This is a genomic window from Spiroplasma helicoides, assembly GCF_001715535.1.
GTDB classification, from domain to species: Bacteria; Bacillota_I; Bacilli_A; order Mycoplasmatales; family Mycoplasmataceae; genus Spiroplasma_A; species Spiroplasma_A helicoides.
Map to the genome: position 1 here is coordinate 443050 of NZ_CP017015.1, position 21415 is coordinate 464464.

Annotated in this window: 15 protein-coding genes; all 15 read left to right on the plus strand. The window is 22.4% G+C overall.

All coding sequences use genetic code 4. The annotated features are described in order from the left end of the window. The first annotated feature begins 6 nt into the window (after positions 1–6). Positions 7–1830, plus strand: coding sequence for a hypothetical protein (locus SHELI_RS02110; RefSeq protein WP_157087569.1), 1824 nt, complete (start codon positions 7–9; stop codon positions 1828–1830). A gap of 688 nt (positions 1831–2518) precedes the next feature. After that, entirely contained in the window at positions 2519–4045 is a 1527-nt protein-coding gene (locus SHELI_RS02115; protein ID WP_069116230.1) for a hypothetical protein, read from the plus strand. A gap of 14 nt (positions 4046–4059) precedes the next feature. Next, positions 4060–4524, plus strand: a complete 465-nt coding sequence (locus tag SHELI_RS02120) for a hypothetical protein (protein ID WP_069116231.1) — start codon at positions 4060–4062, stop codon at positions 4522–4524. 366 nt (positions 4525–4890) lie between these two features. Next, positions 4891–6519, plus strand: a complete 1629-nt coding sequence (locus SHELI_RS02125; RefSeq protein WP_069116232.1) for a hypothetical protein — start codon at positions 4891–4893, stop codon at positions 6517–6519. A 249-nt stretch (positions 6520–6768) separates the two neighbouring features. After that, a complete protein-coding gene (locus SHELI_RS02130) occupies positions 6769–7554 on the plus strand; it encodes a hypothetical protein (protein ID WP_069116234.1) in 786 nt (261 codons plus the stop codon). A gap of 162 nt (positions 7555–7716) precedes the next feature. Beyond that, complete coding sequence (locus SHELI_RS02135; protein WP_069116236.1) at positions 7717–8454, plus strand: hypothetical protein; 738 nt, start codon at positions 7717–7719, stop codon at positions 8452–8454. Between the two features lie 27 nt (positions 8455–8481). Continuing rightward, positions 8482–10215, plus strand: coding sequence for a hypothetical protein (locus tag SHELI_RS02140; protein WP_069116238.1), 1734 nt, complete (start codon positions 8482–8484; stop codon positions 10213–10215). A gap of 165 nt (positions 10216–10380) precedes the next feature. Next, positions 10381–11628, plus strand: coding sequence for a hypothetical protein (locus SHELI_RS02145; protein ID WP_069116241.1), 1248 nt, complete (start codon positions 10381–10383; stop codon positions 11626–11628). Positions 11629–11840: 212 nt separating this feature from the next. Then, positions 11841–13085, plus strand: a complete 1245-nt coding sequence (locus SHELI_RS02150; RefSeq protein ID WP_069116243.1) for a hypothetical protein — start codon at positions 11841–11843, stop codon at positions 13083–13085. A gap of 59 nt (positions 13086–13144) precedes the next feature. Then, entirely contained in the window at positions 13145–14101 is a 957-nt protein-coding gene (locus SHELI_RS02155; protein ID WP_069116245.1) for a lipoprotein, read from the plus strand. Positions 14102–14112: 11 nt separating this feature from the next. Further along, positions 14113–15045: a lipoprotein gene (locus tag SHELI_RS02160; protein ID WP_069116247.1), complete on the plus strand. Its 933-nt coding sequence runs from the start codon at positions 14113–14115 to the stop codon at positions 15043–15045. A 453-nt stretch (positions 15046–15498) separates the two neighbouring features. After that, the gene (locus SHELI_RS06010; protein ID WP_157087570.1) at positions 15499–15639 is read left to right on the plus strand and encodes a hypothetical protein; all 141 of its coding nucleotides are present in this window, start codon (positions 15499–15501) and stop codon (positions 15637–15639) included. Between the two features lie 349 nt (positions 15640–15988). Next, complete coding sequence (locus tag SHELI_RS02165; RefSeq protein WP_069116249.1) at positions 15989–17011, plus strand: hypothetical protein; 1023 nt, start codon at positions 15989–15991, stop codon at positions 17009–17011. 11 nt (positions 17012–17022) lie between these two features. After that, positions 17023–18720, plus strand: a complete 1698-nt coding sequence (locus SHELI_RS02170) for a lipoprotein (protein WP_069116251.1) — start codon at positions 17023–17025, stop codon at positions 18718–18720. 962 nt (positions 18721–19682) lie between these two features. Continuing rightward, entirely contained in the window at positions 19683–21401 is a 1719-nt protein-coding gene (locus tag SHELI_RS02175) for a hypothetical protein (protein WP_069116253.1), read from the plus strand. Positions 21402–21415: the final 14 nt, after the last annotated feature.

Here is a 21415-nt window from a genome sequence, read left to right on the forward strand (position 1 = left end):
AAAAATATGTTTAAAAAGTTATTATTAACATCTGGTTTAATGGGTTTACTTGTATCTAGCAGTAGTTTTACATACTCATGTGCTAATGAATCGGTTTTTAAAGCTCACCCATATGTTATATCTTCTGAAGTTATGATAATTGTTGATAATTATCTGTCAAGATATAAGAATGATTATTCAAACAGTTATACTAAAATAATAAGTAATTTAAAAAAAGTAATTGATAATGCAGCGACTCATAATGATATTGGATCTCCCACCAATATACAAACAATTTATTACAGTGAAGAAGAAATAACAAACAGAGATGGAATACTAGTAACTTTTGAAAAAAAAGAAAAAACTAAATTTTTATTTGAATTAACAGTCAATGTTAGAGATGTAAAAGCAAAAGGAACAACCCCTAAGGAAGATGAAGATTTAAAAAGTTTTTCAAAAACATATACCTTGGCACAAGGACAATCCGATGAAGAAATTTTATTAGACAAAAAAACATATACTTTAAATCAAGATAGTGATCAAACAGTAGAAGTAAAAATTTTAAATCGTAATCAATTTGAAAATATAATGATTGATGATATAAATCAACTTAAAGATATATATGAAGGTTATTCATTTGATAAAAATGACAACAGTAAGTTACTTTTAAAATTTAAAAAAAATACTTATGGAATTAATATAAATATTGACTTTAAATTATCTGCAAATAATTGTCCAAAAACTACAGAATTTAGAGTTGAGTCAATTTATTTTGACAAACAACAAATACATGCAAAAAGAATAGATAAGAATAATTCTTATTATAGTAGTTATGATTGAGGAAGTAAAACTCAAATTGAAGTGGAAAACTCTCAATTATACAATACCAACGGTAATAAAATTAACATTCAAGTAAAATTGGATAAGGACGCTAATTTTTATAAATTATATAAACCAGTTGAATGAAATGGTGATGTTGCAAGTTTATATTTATGATTTCAGGATGACAAAGCCAACAAAGTTTCAGAAAAAGATACAAAACTAAGTATAGTTATATCAAGTACTGATAAAAATGTAAAACCCAAAGAAATAAATTATACAATGGATATAGTTAATCCATTGGATACAACTGGATATTTTGCATTTCCAAAACAATATGCAAATGTTTTTGAAGAAACTATGTTTTCAATTAAAGAAAACTTTACAAATTTAAAATATGTATTTGAAAAAAATGTTGATGATATAAATATAATATTTTACAATGGTGTTCAAAATGAAAAAACAGTTGACTTCACCAATGAAGAATATGTAAATTATGAAGCTTGAATTTCTAGCAATGATGATTTGGAAAATGTTTATTATTTTAAAATAAATTTTGATTGAAACTTTTATTTAGGAGAAACAAAAATAACTAAATCAATAAGTACCGATTCTGAATTTTTGATCAATGATGCAGAACAGATAAAAGATTTAGAAAAAGATGATATCAATATTAAAACAATGAATGAAGACATAGTAGATTTTGACTATAAACGAATTACTATAGGGAATCGTAAAGCTATAATAAATGTAAACACAAAAGAAGATCAGTTTTTAATAGATTTAAATAACGATATATTTAGAGCTTCTAATTCAAAATTAAAAATTGAGTCAAAAGGTTCAGGAGCTAATGTTAAATGTGATATATCTTATAAAAAACCTAAAATAATTCAAAAATCTTCAACAATCAAATTATCTTATGATAAAAAATATTTAGAAGAATTTAAATCGATTAAAGTTGATTTTTATTTAGGCAATGATGAAGGTACATATTTTACTATCATATTCAATTATCAAGAAAAAAATATTTAACTTATAAGTTAAATATTTTTTTTAATTTTTAAATTTAATAATAAGTTAAAAATAAAATTAATCAAAAATTTATTTCATGTTTGTAATCGCACTACTTTTCATTTCTTTATTATATATTTTATTGATGCAACTTCTAAAACTTCTTTTTTCTGTTTTGTTTATTTAATATTTTTTTTGATATTTTATAAATTTATTCAGAGTAATTATTTTATTAATAAATCTATATAAATTGATAAACTATTATTTTATGAATTGTAGTTTATTACTAATTTTTAACTTTCGTGTATCAAGAACTATTGAAATTCTGTAAATCATCAAAATAAAAGATAAACATACTTATTATGTTCATTAAATTATTTTTTAAATTTAAAAATACTTGATTTAATTATTAGTTTTTAATCTACAATTTGCAATAAAGCAACACATTTAACAAAACACATAATATTTATAAGTTTAATACGATTATCATATATTGTCCATATTGCTAATTATTAGTTACTTTAATAATATAATTCTTTTTAAAGAAAATATGTATTTTCATAATTTATTTATTACCATTACTAATAGTTTTTCCTTCTTTTTAACTTAATTTTTTTATACAAATACAATTAAAAAATTATATGATATTATTTAATTAGAAGCAATTATTAATTATGAATGAAAAAGTAGCGAAAGAAAGTGATTAATTATGAAAAAACTATTAAATTTTTTATTAGCAATCAATTTTACTGCGCTTACAACTATTACGGTTATTAGCTGTAAGTTTGATCAACCTTCTTATGATGATAATATTTATGATTTGTCTAATTTTAATGGTCCAAATGGTGAAGAAGCAACTTATTATCCTAAAGTTGTAGATGAAAATTATATAAAAAAATTGATAATTAACAATATAAATACGCATACAGTAAGCGAAGTTAAAGAAAATGAAGATTTTATATTTCAAAATTATCAACAAGTAACAAAAGAAAAAAAAGGTTCGGTAGAAGTTGTTGCAACAAGTAATAGTAAATACTTAAAAGGTTCTGGTAAATGTATTATAAGTAATGAACAATTAACAGGGATATTTTTAAACGATATAAAGCAAAAAACATTGTACCCAAAAAATAACTCATTTTTTGAGGCTGTTAAAGAGGCTAGAAAAGAAGTGTTTTTTTACACTGGAGCCAAAAAGTTTTTATATGGATTTGGTGCTGATTTAAATGATAATGAAATTGATTATAATGAAGGTGCATTTATTGCACCAACAAAACAAAAAATGGGAACATTAAAAATATCTGCAAAAAAAGATGATTTGGAAGAAATTTATGTTGGAGAGTTTACTTTTGATTTAAAATATAATGATAAAGATGATGAAAAAGTAAACCTTAGCACTGCTGAAAATTGATATGGTAAATATTTACAATTATTTCATAATAATAAAAAATTAGAAGAGTTTGAAGATATAACAGTAAGAAAACTAGAAAAACTTTTTGAATTAGAAAAAATGAGTTTAAAAAAAGATGTTGATTATGAGTATAAGTTTTCTGGTGAAATAGGAGATTCTGGTGGGGTAGTTGAAATATTGGCTAAAGAAAATTCTAAATTAATTAGGGGTAGAGCTTTGATCTTGGTTGATAAGTATGACCCAAGAATTGATTTACCAATCATTCATATTAATACCACACCAAATAAATCTACATTTAAGGATATAAAAGATGCCTATAGAAAATATGATAGAGCAGTATTAGACTGAGATTATGAACTTGATGAAGAAAGTTTTTATCCTGGAGATCCATTTGGTGATTATGGATCTGTGGATATAATTGCATCAGAATATAGTTATTTATTTAAACCTACTGGTCGAAATAAAGTAGATTTTGAAACACCTTTACCTAGAGCTAGTTTTGATATAAATGAACAAGGAAAATTAAAAAATCCTCTACCAAGAGTTGATATAAATAACTATGACACATTAACTTATGATATGAGAATTATTAATGGGAATAATGAAAATACACTAGACTATAGAATTGTGGATTATAATAACAGTATAAAATATATAGAAAATTTTAAAATAGAACAAGATAATCAAGATAAAAATTTATTTCATATTAGCTATCGAGCTAGTTCAATTGCAAATAAACCTGGTATAGTTAAAATAATTTTTAATTATCATCATGGATTTATAACAATAGAAGAACAGATTGAGGCTTATGATGAAGATCAATTTTAAATGGAGGTAAAACAATGAAAAAATTATTGATTTTATTATCAAGCATTAATATATTGCCAACATTATCAATTCTACCTATTTCATGTAAAGAACAAAAAGAATATTATATGCAAGGAAAAAGTGATATTGATGTTGTTGAATTATTAACACCAGATTTTATTATAGAAAAAAAACTAAAAGACGATTATAAAGATACTTTAAGTAGAGTAAATAATGGTGTTTCATATTCCCATGAAGGTACATATATTGATGATAGCATTGGACAAAAAATAAAATTGCTTTTTAAAGATTCTAATACTTATCCGGTTAGTTCAATAAATAGTGACACAAAAGAAACTGAGGAGTGATTCTTTACCCTTAGAGGAGATAAGGATTCGGTAAGCTTTGAACTATTTTTTGTAGAAGCTGTTACAAATAAAGGAGATAAATCTGTTGAATGTAAAACTCTATTTAGCAAAACTATAAATATATCTTATTAGGTCATTATATTTTTTCAAAATGTACATATTGAAAGCAAAATATATTAAACTATATTGCAAAAAACCTTAAAGGTAACTTTTTAATATTCTAGTTAATTAGTTATTATATAAAGGTTTTTTTGTGCTTATAAAAAGTAAAAAAAACTCAAATTAGGTTTTTACAATCTAAAATAAGACTTATAAATATGTTTACTAAAAAACTATATTATATTCAAAGCTTTTACCATAAAAACTTACAATGTTTAAAATTATTTGGAAAGTTTTTTTCATTAACAACAGTAATTTTTACCATAAATATCTTCATTTATAAAAAAAATTCCAATATTATGATTAGTTTGGTATATAATAAAATAAAGGAGGAAAAAAATGAGTAATAAATTTTTAAAATTAAATAAAATATTATTGGCTTTTTCTATGATTTCAACGCCAACTGCAATTATAGCTAATGACAATAACACAAGAAATATTAATATAAATGAAATAACAACTATAAAAAATAATTCAGTGCAAAATAATGATTTTGACAAAGATGATTTATCTTATATTATTAATGGGGAAGTTCTTGATATTGACCTTTCTATTTTAAGAGATAGTAATCTCTATGGAGATTATGAAGTTGTTAAATATGTTTTAATACAACTTCTTTCAAGAACAAATATGGTAAAAGAAGATATTAAGGTGATTAAACATTTAATCGCACAATTAAAAAGAATGCCTGATAAATTTAAATTTACTAATATTCCAAAAAATTATGAGGAAGTTGATTATTCCCCAAAAAAACAAGTTGTATTAAAAATAGAGGCGCTCGATGATAACTCTCAGTTTGAAGGGGAATTGGAATTATTTGTTAGATTTTATTGTAAACAAAAACCTAAATTTATAGGAGATATTATAAAACAAACAAATTTGGGATATATTAATGATAATAATAAAGAAAGTATTCTAAATGAACTGTATATTAAAAACGAAGAATCAATTAAAAAATACTATGATAAAATTGATATTAAAGTTTTATCTGAAAAAAGCGCTAAAGTAGTTTCTAATGATCAAATAATATATGGTGAAGTTTATTTATCTTTTAATTTAAAAATAAGTTTAAAAGATCTTGTAAGTATTACAAATTTAAATAACTTATATTCAAATATTCCAAGTATTTCTGATGTTTTAAAATGGTTGGAAAAAAATTATTCTATAGAGAGTAAACATATTTCAATAAAAAGTCCAACTACAGGAAAATTTATTATTGAACCAGTTGAAATAAATGGGGAAAGTAAATTTAAAGATAAAGTGGAATTGAGTTATACTAAGAAAACTATAATTGATTTATATAAATTTTCAGCTTACTTAGGAACAGTAAAAAGCTTGGATGTTAAAAATTTAAAAAATGAATTTTTAAATTATTGAAAATTAAAAGGTGTATTAATAAATACTAATGATATAGTTCTAAGCGATCAAGATATAGATTATAGTGTTGCAGAAATCACAGCTAGTAATAGAGAAGATAATCAATTTACAGGTACTGCAATAATTAGATATAATTTTAATGCACTATACAATAGAAATAACAAATCAGATCTTGTATCAGTAGGATCATCAGGAAATATAAGACAAAATAAATGAGAATTTGATTTTAGTATAAAGTTTCCAAAAAATAGAGATTTAACTTTAAAAGCATTTAAAAATTTAAAATATAGTGTATTTATAAATAGTAATAGCTCAATAAATGGTGATTATCATCAAAATGGTAATAGAGAAGTAGTTGAAACACTAGTCGATTCTTCAAAAAGTACAAGAATATTTATGTATGACGATATATCGGGTAATAAAGCAGCAATGTCATTATGAGAAATTAGTTATGAATGAGATTCATCAGAACGTGATTTACTAAAATTTCACAGTGGGTTATATTTACATGCTTTCAATTATTCAACTTTTAGTTCACAATGGGTTGAAGCAAAATCAAGAGTTACTTTATTTTCTGTATCTTTTTACTAATTTAATTACAAAATTAAGATAATTAAACCAGTTATATATAACTGGTTTTTTGTACAAAAATTTTATATTTAAAACAAAAAATGCATTTGCAATAACAAAACATAAGCAGATTATTTTAAATATGAGAAAGGTACTTTTGTATATTAGAATTGAGTCTATTTGTTAATTAATTTTGATACTCAAAAACTTTTTTTAATTTAATAAAAATAACACTTTTTTAGAATTATAATAATTTAAAAGAGGTACAAAATGAGAGGTTTGCTAAAAAATTTTGATTATTCTAAAAGAGATGTTGAAAATAAAGTTTTAAGTGAGCAAGTTTTTAATTATCATAAACTAAGAACACTTTTGTTTTCTTTTCTATTTTTTGTTGTTACAACTTCATCAATTGCAATTCCTTTGGTAAATAACGGTAATGTTCAATACTATAATGGTCTAATAATTGCTTTTTTTCTATTGGTTTCAAATCATTACTTTCAAATAATATATATAAAAAAAACAGTAGTGTTTATCAAACAAGTAAAAGAAGAAATGAGTTTATATAAAATGTATAAAAAATACTTAGCATTTAGCTATACTTTTGTGATTGGATGATACTTAACTTTAATTTATTATTTTAAATTAAAAAAAATTTTGCTTAAAAATAATTTTGACTGCATAAATTCACATCGCTATGTAATGAATTTATTAGACTATATAAATGATCCAGACTCATTGATTTATTATGATAAAAAACAACCAATTTTAATAAAACCAGATGATATAAACTTAAATAATAATAAAAAAGATAAGCCAATTAAAATAAATATCTATGTTTTAAACAGTTATAAAAAAGCAATAATTACTGTAAATTCTTTAAATAATGATAGGGGATTTAAAAATTTAATATTAACTCAAAAGAAAATGGGAAAATTTGAATTGCTAATTGATTCTTTTCAAATACAAAATGATGAAATTGAACTAATTTTTGATAACTTAAGAAGTTGTCGATTTAACATAGTTAATAATGAACAAAGTATTTTAAACCAAAAATAAAATATTATACCAAGTGGTAACAAACTAAATCTTATAAATTTAATTTTAATTTTCAAAAACAACACTTTAAAAATAACCAATGTAGTCTTTTTAAAATGTTATACTTTAAATAGTATTAAAAAAATGAATGAAAAAGCGAGTAACTATAAAAGGTAGAAAGAAATGAAAAAACTAATTTTAGCACTATCATCAATTGTTATGATTCAACCATTAACTATGGGTGTTTTGTCATGTCTTTCTGCTAGTAAATATGGTAGTGCAGATGATTTTGTGCAAAGTATTGATGAAGAGTTTGAAAGATTAGATCACTATATTTTAATAGAAATTGAAAACAATAAATTTAATGATCACCAAGAAGTTGAAAAGCGTATAATCGATCGTTATAACAATAGAAAAGCTTTTACTTTTAATAAAAATGCTCTTCCAAATCAAGAGGGATATTATATTAAAATAGATTTTTTAAAAGATTCTGAAAAGTACTTTAATTTTAAAGTTACTTTGTCACCAATTGTTGAAAGTACAAATAATTCTTATGTAATTGATGACTCAGCATCTAGAAATAAGACATATCAAGCAAAAAACAATGTAGAACCTGAAATACTAGTTGATAAATATATTTATAATATTTCGAATTATGAAATAAGTGATGATGGTAGTGTAAATTGAAAAATTCACATTTTAAATTATAAATCTCTAACCAATGTTCATGTTGGTTTTTATGAAAGACAAGAAAAAGATAGTCATATCGAAAGTATAGATTTTGACAATACTGATAGGTCATATATTAATGTTAGTTTAAAAAATATGAATGATGAAGAATCGTTTTATTGATATTTAATCAATGTAACGATTAGTGCTGATAGTGCTAAAGATGCAACCATTATAATATATAAAAGGTAAAGAATTTGTTAAATGGAGGTTAGAGTTATGTTTAAAAAATTATTTGCAACTTTAGGATTAATGGGCTTAACAGCTTCAACAAGTAGCTATGTTTATTCTTGTTCAAAATTTACAGAGTCATACAAAAAACTGACAACTAATGACTATATAGTTCTTATGGACACTTATTTAATGTCTATTGAAAATAATTATTTTGACAACTATAAAAAAATAATTAATGATGCAAAAGATATCATTTCTAACAGAGAAGATGCTAATCATAAGTTGTCACCAATAATTTATTATAGTGAAGATGATGTTACTGCTGAAGGTGGAATTTTAATTAAATTTGATTATCAAAAAGTTGATGATTTTAATTTTACTATTGCTTTAACCATTAAAGAAATTCCAAGTGCTGCAGAATCTGAAAGCGAAAGCTATGAACCTCAAAAATTTAACAAAACTTATAGTTATAAAAGTAGTCAAACCAATGAATTGGTTCAAACTGATAAACAAGTATATTCTTTAACACAAAATCAAGATCCAATTGTAAAGGTTAAAATATTAAATAGAAACTTATTTAATAAAATCATTGTTAATCCCGAGAATAAAAATAAAGAATTATGAGATAAATTTTATTTTGACGATCAAGACCCAAGTTTACTATATTTAAAATTTAAAAAAAATGAATATAAAATAAATTTAGATATGTGATTTGATTTAACTGCTGACAATTCTTTAAGTTCTACTAAAATAAGAGTTGATTTAATTTATTTAGACACCCAAAACTTACATGTAAAAAAAGTTCAAGATAGCAACAATTGAGGAGAAAAAGTAGAGTGGTATATTGAAAATATGGATTTTTATGAAAATCTTACAATAACAGCTCAAAATGAAAATGGTCAATCAGAAAAAATAAATTTTAAAAAAGAAGATGACAACATTAGTTTTTATTTATTATTTAACAATGATGTTTTAAATACATTTAGTAAGGAAAAAACTAAAATTTCTTTTGTAATTAGTGCTAATAATTCTGACAATTCAACAACACTTGATTCTGAAATACCACAATTTAATCCATTAGGAATACATTCATATAATATTTCAATATTACCAAACACTCTCAAATCATTAAAAATTTCTGAAAAAATAAAAAATTTAAAAATAAACTTTGAAAATAATTTAAGTAACACTAATTTAATTTTTTTAAATGGAATAGAAAGTCAAAAGTCAGTTGATTTTACAAATGAAAAGTATTTTAAATTAACAGCTTGAATAAAAAGTAAAGTAAAAGAAGAAAAATATAAATCAACTATAACTTGTGATTTAAACTTTGTAATTGATGATAAAGTTATTACTAAAAAGTTTAGTGCAGATTTTAATATTATAGTAAATGAATATCGATCAAAAAATAAATACACTATAAAAGAAAGTGATTTTAAAATTAAATCTCAAAGTGATCAAAGTTTAACTTCAGTGTTTAATGAACAAAAACAACAATTAATAATAAACACAAATGCAAGCAAATTTGATATAGATTTAGATACAGATATATTAAGAATGTCTAATAGTAATATTTCATTTGTAGATTATTCTGAAGATGGTGAAGAAAAAAACATAAACTATAATATTCCATATCAAAAACAAAATCCAATAAAAGACTATACAACTTTGCAATTATCTTTTGATCAAAATTATTTTGCAAGCAAAAAAGAATTTTCGCTTTTGTTTACTTGTGATAATTTTAAAAATTTTGAACTATTATTCCAGTATAGAAATTAGCTTAATTTAAATAAGCTATTTTTTTTAAAATGATTTTTATATAAAGTTACTAAAAAATTACTTTTGCACTCTATGTGTTATACTTAGTATGTCGATATTTTTATTAGGTAATTTAAAGGATAAAAGAAAGAGAAATTTAAAGAATAAATTTTATAGGTTAAAAATATGAAAAAACTACTATTAACTCTATTAGCTTCAAGTTTAACAATATCTCCAGTTAGTTTAATTACTTCATGTGGATACACTCATATAGACAGAGTATCTTTTGGTATGTGACAAGTTTTAGATATAGATAACACAAATGATAAAACACAATTAGCTTATCAAATGGAAGAATTTGGTATACCAAGTGTGCAAACTATATCTAATTTTTTGACAAAACATCAAAAAAGTCCATGGGAGTTTTCTAATGATCAAAATGACAGAGACAAACAAAATAAGTTTTTTTTGAAAGATTTTGAAATTAGTGAATATAATAACCACGATATTGTCTTATTTTTAGAACCTAGTGATTATTATAAAGAAAAGTATATTGTGCAAAATGATGGCCGAGTAATTATAAGGTTATCTTATAAATTAAATAAAGACCAAAGTACAAAACTGAAAAATGAGTTTACAAATCTTTATAAAAACAAAAAAGATTTTGATAATACTATTTCAAATGATGATTTTGAAAAACAAGTGAACAATGATGTTATTGATACATTAAAACAAGTTATTTATAAAGAAATGTATGATTATATGTTTACTAAATTAGACTGAAAAAAAACCTTTAAAGTAATACTTAAAAATAAAGTAACTTTTTTTGATATGTTTACTGGCTTAACAAGCTCGAAATATTCAGAGTTTCAAGATTATTTAACACAAGATAGTAAAAACAATAAATTGTGAATGCCAACTTCTATTATTGTTGAAGTATTGTACAATGCAGTCGAATTTGGTTTCACAGAAATTTTTGAAGAAGATAAAATCAACACTAAATTTAACTTTTCATCAATAGATTATGAAAAGTTAGCGATTGCTAATGAGCCTCAAGAAATATTGGAAAGAGATTTTTTAAATAATAACGATAGCTATTCTGGTGATATAAATTTTTTATTAAAAAGTGTTTTTGATAATTTATATTTTAAAAAGAATGACAACAAGTTTTTTTTATTTAAGCATTTACAATATTTTAGTGATATGTATTTATTAGCTAAAAATGAAGTTTTATACAGTGGTACAAATGATGGTGAATTTAAAAGCTATAATAAAGCAAGTCAAGAAGAGATAACTCAGTTTTTAGCAAACTTGAAATCTCAATCTAAAAGTGATGTTTATATAAAAGTTGCGCCTAATGAAAGCAATCTAGGTTTTAGAGGTGAAACACAACCAATAAAAATAACAATTAAATGAGAAGCAGATACAGAATAAAATTTATATCATAAAGTAAAGTTTTAAATACTTTACTTTTTTTATAAATAATTATCAATGGAAAATAAGTCTGATTAGTAATAAACTTTTTTTTCAATTATTTATTTGCTATATTAAAAAAAAGTTACAACTTTAATGTGTTATACTCAAATTATAAAAAATGTTTAAAGAAAGAATAAAAGAAAGAATAAATTTTTAAAGGTAGAAGGTGTATGAAAAAATTACTAATTTCTTTGTTATCTACAAGCTTAATAACAATTCCAGTTAGTCAAATTGTTGGATGTTACTCATATGTTAAACGCCAAGACTTTAGTTTTGATTCTGCTTTATTTGAGAGTGATGTTAAATATCAATTAGATGAATTTGGTATCCCAAATATTGAAAGCATAACTAATTTTATAAAAAAATATAAAAATAATTTATGAGATTTTTTTGTTGATGAAAGTGATAAAACTAAAGCCAACAAATTTGGTATAAAAAGTTTTGAAGTTAGTCAAACAAATAAAGAATTTTTAACTATATTCTTACGTTTAAGTGATTATTATAAAGATCAATATGATCTTGATGGGCATTTAACTATACAAATGACTTATTCTTTAAATAACACTCAGATAAAAAAACTTGATGAAGAGTTTTTAAGTGCTTATAATAAGAAAAATTTTGATTTAAGTTCTTCAAAAAACACTATTCAAAATGAAATAACTAAAGATACAATCAATATATTAAAAAAAGTTATTGATGAAGAAATGTATAATTACATGTTTGAAACTCTTGAATGAAAAAAAATATTTGAAGTGTTTATGGTAGATGATATCAAAATGTTTGACAAAACTACAGGTTTAAATGGTGTTAATTATCCTTATTTTAAAAATTATTTAAAAGATCAATATCTAACTAGTGTAAATATGATTCCAAATTATTTGCAACTTTTATCAGTTCATAATTTAGTTGATTTTGGTGCACAAAAAATATTAGAAAATGATGCTTTTTATCATAAGTTTGATTTATCATCATTAGATTTTCAAAAAATAAATTCTGCTATTTATACTCCAGAATTTTTAAATAAAGATTTTTTAAATAATAATGATAATAATGATGCATTTAATAATAATAATTTACTTAGCGAAATTTATTCATCTTTAAAAAAAAGTAAAGAAGAAAAACAGTTTTTATTTTATTATTTAAAAAATCAAAATCAAGATTTTACAGCTTTAGCAAAAAATGAAGTTTATTATAGTGATAAAGTTGATGGAGAATTTAAAAGTTATAATCAAGCAAGTCAAGAAGATTTAAAAAACTTTTTAAAAGGTTTAAAAAAATACCATTCAAGTGATGATGAAAATTATATATTAAGTGATATTTATATAAAAATTAAACCAAAAGAAAATAATTTAAGTTATAGAGGAACTAGTGAACCAATAAAAGTAAATATCGATCAAACTGAGGACATAAATTAAATATTAAAAATGAAGTACAAAAAAAAGAATTTTATAACGATTATCTAAAGGAGATACTTATGAAAAAGATTTTATCATTATTATCAGCATTTTCATTAACCGCAGCTATATCATCTAGTGTTGTTAGTTGTGATTATAGCAATAAAGAAGAACAAGAAGTTGATTTATTTGACATTGATTTTAGTTCACTAAACTTAACTGCTGGAAACAAATGAGATTATATAAAAAATAGCATAAACACTATAATTAAATATAATACAAATAAAAACCACATTGAATTTCAAGAAGATTGAGATATTACAAATTTTTCATCATTAGTTGATAACAAAGATATTATTAGAGGAAATATTGAATTTCAAATTAAAATTATTAACGAAAACATTAGCATTAAAGGGTATAGCAAAATTCTTAAAACTAAATTGTTTAAAATAAATACACAAAAAAAGCAAATAGATTATTGATGTTCACTTTCTTTGTCTGAATATAAAGAAAAAATTCTAAGTGATTTAAGAGAAAGAAATTCACTGCTTTGAAATATCGATAATGAAAATCTTTTAAATAGTGATATAGAAATAGGGATTGATAATAATAGCATTTCAAATAAAGGAGTAATAAAAAATACTAACTTTACAGTTAGATTTAAAAAAAATCCTCTTTATCTTGAAGGAGAAATTAATACAACTTTTAGTACAAAAGTTATTGATTTATCAGATGAAAAAGGACCTTTTTTTTCATTTAAATCTAAGCATTTTAAAGATTTAAATAGTAGGCAATTAATAACTAATTTTGTAAAACAAGAATTATTTTTTTATAGATATGTTATACAGATTGATATTGATTATGAAATTTTATTTAATTGTGTACCTAACGAAGATGACCCAAATATAAATGATCTTAAAAGTATAACCATTAAAGCAAAATCTGATTCAAAATTTTTAATAGGAGAATATACAGTAGATTATTTTGTTGATATGTTTGAATTAGCTAATGGTGCAAATAAAAATAACTCAATTTAGGAGGAAGCTATATGAAAAAGATTTTATCAATACTATCAGCATTTTCATTAATTACAGCTGCTTCATCTAGTGTTGTGAGTTGTGATTCTAGCAATAAAGAAGAAGATCAAAAAGTATATGATTTACTAGATATGGATTTTAGTTCTTTAAAATTAACAGCTGGAGATAGTTGATTTACAGTAGAAAGCTCAATTAAATCAATTATTTATGACAACACTTCATTATTACTGCAATATGGAAAAGACTGAAAAATAGATAATTACAAAACTTTAGTCAATGAATATGATGATATTAAAGCAAATATAGGTTTTCAAGTTGAAATTATCAATCCCAATATTAATGTAAAAGGAAATAGTCAATTGTTAAAAGCAAGTTATCATAAATTTGATAGCCAAGCTAAAAGATATGATTTTGATTGTGGATTTGATTTAAATCATTATCGAGATCAAGCAATTTATGCTATACAAAAAGATGATAAATCACTTTCAAGATCAACATTTTATTTTACTTTTAAAAATGATCTTAATGTTGAAATTGATAAACAAAGTTTTTATGAAGGTGTTGTTGTTAAAAATAGTGAAATTAAAGTTAGTTTAAAAAAAGCACCACAATATATGGAAGGGGAAATAAAACAAACCTTTTATACAAAAGCGTTGAATTTATCTACAGATAATTTATGATTTCCACATAAAACTCCTGAATCTCATATTTTTTATACACAAAATGACCTTAAAAATTATGTTTCAGATTTTGTATATAGATATTATAGTGGTGCTGTAAAAATAGATGTAGATTATCAATTAATATTTAATTATAAGCCTAATGAAAAATACCCAACTTTTGTTAAATTAAATAATGTAACTGTTAAAGCGATTGAAGGTTCAAAATTTCTTGTTGGAGAATATACAATCGATTATAAAAATGATTATTTTAGGTTAAGTTAGAGTTTTTATACATTTATACTATTTTTTTTAAAAAGATAAGTAAACTAAGTAAAGCATTTTCTAAAAAATTTACTTAGTTTTTTTTAGTTAAATACTTTATTATTGATAGTTTAATCTTTTTATTTGATTTAATATTTTATAAATAGCTAATTTTAAAGAATGAAAAAATGATAAAGATTAATAATTTAAACAAAATTTTTTATGAATATTATGCAAATAAAAATATAAGTTTACAAAAAAGTAAGAGAAAAACGCTTCTGATATTAGGATCTGATAGATCGGGTAAAACAACTTTAATAAGTCAAATAAAGGGTTTTTAAAAATAAATAGTGGGGATGCTTTTGTAAATAAAATTGATGCACCAAAAGAATCATATAAGTTTATGTAAAAAGTTGGATTTATAGTTGGAGAAACTAAGTTTTGTGAAAACATTAAGGTAAAAAATATATTAAAATGTACAAAATTTTAAAAATAAATTGTGATGAATTATTTTTAAATTATCTAATTAGGTTGCTTGAACTTGATGTTAATAAAAAAATTAAAGATTTAGCAAAAGGAAATAAACAAAAAGTAGCAATAAATTGTGATGTGTAAATAAACAAGAATAGCAAATACTTGATGAACCTAATTCTTTATTAGAACTAGTTTTACAATAATTACTTCAAAAAATTATAAAAGAAATCAAAAAGTTAGGTTCTACAATAAGAATTTATTCTCACATTTTATAAGAAGTTGTTAGCTTATGTGATTGAGTTGTTTTTTAAGAATGGAGAAATAAAATAAAGAGTTTAAATTATATGTAATTTTATAGAAGGTAATGTTACTGCTTTTGCAAGATAATGAATAAGTTGATACTGAACTGGAAATGATTTAATTTTTATTAATTATAAGTGTTGTTATCCTATGATATAATGAAAATAAAGAATGAGTAAGGTAATTGAGTATGAAAAAAATATTAAGCCTAATGGCAATATCGAGTTTAACAATAAATACAAGTATGTATTTGGTTGCTTGTGAACAAGGCTCTGATAAAAATGAACAAAAAAATGAAGCAAATATAACCGAAGCAAAAATATGAGATAAGATTGATGAAATTCACGGAAAGTATGGAAAGGATAGTAGTGATGCATATTGAATATATTATATAATATACAGTTCATTTAAAGATGAAACAAGCGTTATTTTTGATTCAAATTATTTACCACAAAAAGAAGGTTTTTATTTAAAAATAAACACTATTTCTTCAAACCAATGACAGGCAAAATTCAACATAGAAATTAAAAGAATAGTTTTTGCAAAAAATAAATATAAAATTGAGGAAAATGTATCAAGCCAAAAAGAATATACTTTTCAAAAAGAACTTGGATTTAAAGAAAAAATATTTTTAGATAATTATAATTTTGAAATTAACGATGAATCAAGTTTTAAATTTAAAATTTTAAATTACAAAGAACTAAAGGAAATAAAATTTAAAGCACTAGATGAATTTGAATATAAATTATATGATGGTTATGAACAAGATAAAGATGACCCTAGTGTTTTTACAGTAAAATTTAAAATAAATACATATAATCAAGATAAATGTTATTTGTTTTATGTGTCTAGTGAAGAAAAATATGATCTTGCATTTATAAGAGTTATTTTGAGGCAAAAAGGCACTAAAGTTTTTGATATTAAGAATAAAGAAATAGATGTTCTATGAAACAAAGAATTTGAAATACAAATATCAAATTATTATGAATTTGATAATATAACTTTAAAACCAGAAAAACCAGAAGAAGAATTGGAAGAAAATTATACTTATTCATTTGATAAAATAACTAACAAAATTCTTTTTAAAGATAAAGCTAAAAACGACTTTACTAAATCAATGACTTTCACAATTTTAGTAACTGCTAATAATACAGACTATATTGGTGAAATAAAAGTGAACATTAATGCAAAAAATACACAACAAAATAATTAAAAGGAGAGCATATGAAAAAACTACTAATAATTTTAAGTTCCTTTTCCTTATCAGCTCAAACCAGTTTTTTAATAGTTTCATGTTCTGATTGACAAAATAAAACTAGTTTAACCGTAAATGATGTAATGTCTATTTTTTTGAAAGGTGTTCCAACCTCATTAAGCAGAACGAGTTTTGAATCTATTGTTTCTTCTGCTGAAGGTGCATTTATGCATTGAAACAATGAAATTTTTTTAAAGTACTATGATGTATTCGACCATAAGGGATTTTATTGTAATCTAGAAGATGTTTCAACAAACAAAAGTTATATTAAAGTAAAAATAACAATTTCAGAAATAAATAAAATTCAAGGACAGTTTAAAGTTGATCCAAATGGACAAGTAATTTCAGACGCTATAGAATACAAAATTTATCAGCAAGACAAAATTTTAGTTGATAAAGAAGACATATATGTTCAAGGAGATGAAACAGTAAAACTTTTTATTTCTAATAGCAATATGTTTAGCAATTTATTTACGGAGTGAGTAAATGATGCAACAAAAGATGCTTATGATGGATTTTATTGAGAAAATAAAGAAAAAGGAATACTGTGTTTGAAGTTTAAAAGTTTTGCTAATGCAGAAGATAAGGCGTGATCTGATTTGATATTATGATCTGAAAATTTAGAAAGAACCACTATTAGAGTGCATATAAAACCATTAGATAAGGATTTTTTAAGTGTTAGTGATAAATACATCAATACAAACTGAGCAAAACAATTTAGCTTTCAAATAAATAATTATAACTTTTATAAAAATGTAAAAATAGAAATATTAGATAAAAAATACAATTTTTTAGGCGGTTTGTCAGTAGAACAAAACACTGGTATAGTATCTGCTTATGCATGATTTTCTAATGAAACACTTAATGATTTTTATTCACCAAGAACAGATGTTATTTTATCAATAAGTGCTGATGGTATAAAAAAAGCAACAAGGGTTTTAATAAGAATAAACCAAATTAAGGTTTTTGATAATAAAAACATAGATAATACAAATTATCTAAAAGTTGGAGAAGAAAGTAACATACAGTTAGATAAATCAATCAAAAATTTAAAACTAAGCTCTGAAAAAAGTATTAATAAAAATAATATAATTTTTAAAAATGGAGTTGCAACCGAAAATTCTATTGACTATACTAATGAAAAAGCAGTTAATGTTGAAGGCTGAATTTATAATTCTGATGAAAGTAATTATACTTTTGACCTAACAGGAGACTATACATTTGATTTCAAAAATAACGGAAAATTTACAAAAAAAATAACTTTAAAAGCAACTTTTGTCATTGAAAGTTTTAAATTTGATCCTAAGCGAACTGTGGATCAAAATTGATTTGATGTAAGTTCAAATCTAGATGATAAGCTGAGTTGAAAGTGAGTAAATAAAGGCTATGTAAAGACATTGCAAATAAATACAAATAAAGAAAATATAACTTTAAAAACCAATACAAACTTTATTAGATATTCAAATAGTTGAATTAGATTTAAAACAAATAATGAAGATAACTTACAAAATGATTTGTCATATGATAAACCGAGTGTGATCTCAGAATATACAAATATAAACTTTAGTTATGATTTACAACAATTCAAGGATAAAAAAAATGTAAAATTTAGCGTTCAATCACCTAATTTTACAATATTTTACATAAGCATCAATTATAGAAGTTAATTTTGCTATTAATATAAAAATATTGCTTTTTTCTAAAATAAAAATCGAGCACCTGCAGACAATTATATTAATTTAATTTTAAAATCAACCGGAGTTATTTTTGCATCTAAGTCAATTGATGAATAAATAATTAAAGATTTAAAATTATTAATAATTAATATAAGTTGTAAAAAATCTATTAAGAAAAAAATAAGCTAAGTAGACCAGTTGTATATACAACTGGTTTTTTATATTAGAAAGGAAAATATGCTTAAAAATTAAAGTCAGTTTAAAAAAAGCACCACAATATATGGAAGGGGAAATAAAACAAGCCTTTTATACAAAAGCGTTGAATTTATCTACAGATACTTTATGATTTCCACATAAAACTCCTGAACCTCATATTTTTTTTTATACAAAATGACTTTAAAAATTATGTTTCAGATTTTGTATATAGATATTATAGTGGCGCTGTAAAAATAGATGTAGGTTATCAATTAATATTTAATTATGAGCCTAATGAAAAATACCCAATTTTTGTTAAATTAAATAGTGTAACTGTTAAAGCGATTGAAGGTTCAAAATTTCTTGTTGGAGAATATACAATCGATTATAAAAATGATTATTTTAGTTTTAGTTAAAGTTTTTATACATTTATTCTCAAATTACATAACAAGTAAAAGAAACTATAAATAATAACTCAATTGCTAATTTTATTAATAACAAAATGGACTTTATAGATTTAAATTTACTTATTATTTAAAAATCTCGTTTTTGATTATTTTGACATAAATCACCTTTATTAAGTTATAATCATTATATATGTTAATAATGAGTGATGTTAATTATTTTTTATAGTGAGTATTTTTGAATTTAAAAGTGATAAAAAAGCATAATATTCTTGGTTATAAAATTTATTAAGTATTTGTTGAATATATTAATTGTATTTAAAATTATAAACATATTTTTTGACTGAGGTATTTATGAATAGAAAAATAAGTAGAGTTTTTTTATTAAGTTTGGTGCTAGGTGCTCCAATTTTTTCAATTTCATGTGATCAACATTCAATGATATATGACCAAATAAATGATTCTCCAGATACTATCGCTGATATGATTAAAGATAGTTTTTTTAATAGTAAACAAAAATTTAAAGATCAAACAGAAGTTTTAAAATATTTAAAATCAATTTTATCTAGCTATAGTTATGTCTATTTTGATGATAAAAGTATTATAAAAGAAAAAGATAGTTATTTATTTGAATATAAAGAAGTATCTAGAAATGAGCAGTATTTTAAATATAATTTTAAATTAATAGGTACAAAATATATAAAAAATGATATTGTTTTTAATCATGATGATTATTACAGCTTTGATATTGATATAAAAAGACAACTTGAGTTAGTTGATAATATTGAATTTCTTCAAACAGAATCTGAAACTTCTTCAAACAATGGTTTTGCTTACTTTACAATAAAAAATATTATAAATTATAAAAATTTTAAAGTTAAAGCAAGCTCTGAAGAATTTAACTACAAAAATTTTGAATATAATAAAAACAATAAAAATAACTTTATCATTGAGCTTTACCCTTTATATGATATTGATTATCAATTTATCGAGTTTCTAGTAAGTTCTGATAATACATCAAAAAACACAACTATAAAAATTAAAAACAATTACTATTCAAGTGAAATAGTTGTTTTAAATAAAAAAGTGGTTGAAACAAAATGAGCAGATAAATTTACCTTTAAAATCCTTAATTATAAAATCTTAAAAAATATAAAAATAGAAGAACTAAACAATAGATTCACTTTTGCCAAAAACTTTTCAATCAATAATTTAACAGGAGATGTAGAAGGTTTAGCTTTATTTAAAGATTATAATGGGATTTCTAAAACCCATGAATTTACAATCAACATTAAAGCAGATGATGTCTATGAACAAAGTTTTTTATTAAAAATAAACAAAATAAATATTTTTGAAAATGAAGATAAAAACTCTAATATATCAATAGATGTTGAAAATCCAAGAGTTTTAAAAATGAGTAAAAATATTAAAAACTTAACTTTAATATCTATTGAAGATGACTTTTATTATGATAATGCTATGTTTTTGAATGGAAGTCTTGTTGATAAGGATAAAAAATCATATATCGGCTTAAATGAAATTGTGGTTCAAGCAAAAAGACCACCATTAAATAATGCTAAGAAAGTCAACTATTTCTTAATAGATTTTGACTTTGAATATAATAACGATGGTAAAAAAGAGATATTGAATGTAAAAGGTGCTTCTATTGATTTTTTAGTAGACAAATGAAGTCAAAAAACTATTAGTATTTTTGATAAAGAAGCTAAAATAGAGGTCGTAAATAATACACCAAATAGTTATTTGAAATATGAACTTGATAAAGAGCAAAAAAATATAAATATATATACAAATAGTTCAAAAGTTGATTTTAAAATTAATTATGATTTTTTTAGAAAAACCTATAATATTAAAAATTTTGAAAATGAAGTTGAAGAATCTATTTTTGCTCATACTTTAGGATTTTATGTAAACAATAAAGATCCAGACTATTTTGTACAATATTTTATTATTCGTGATAGATTTAGAGAAACAAAAAAAGTTGTTTTTGCTTATAAACAAGAAAATAGTAATTTAGAGAGTTTTACAATAACTTTCTTATATTTTGAAGTGTAAAAAAATATAAAAAA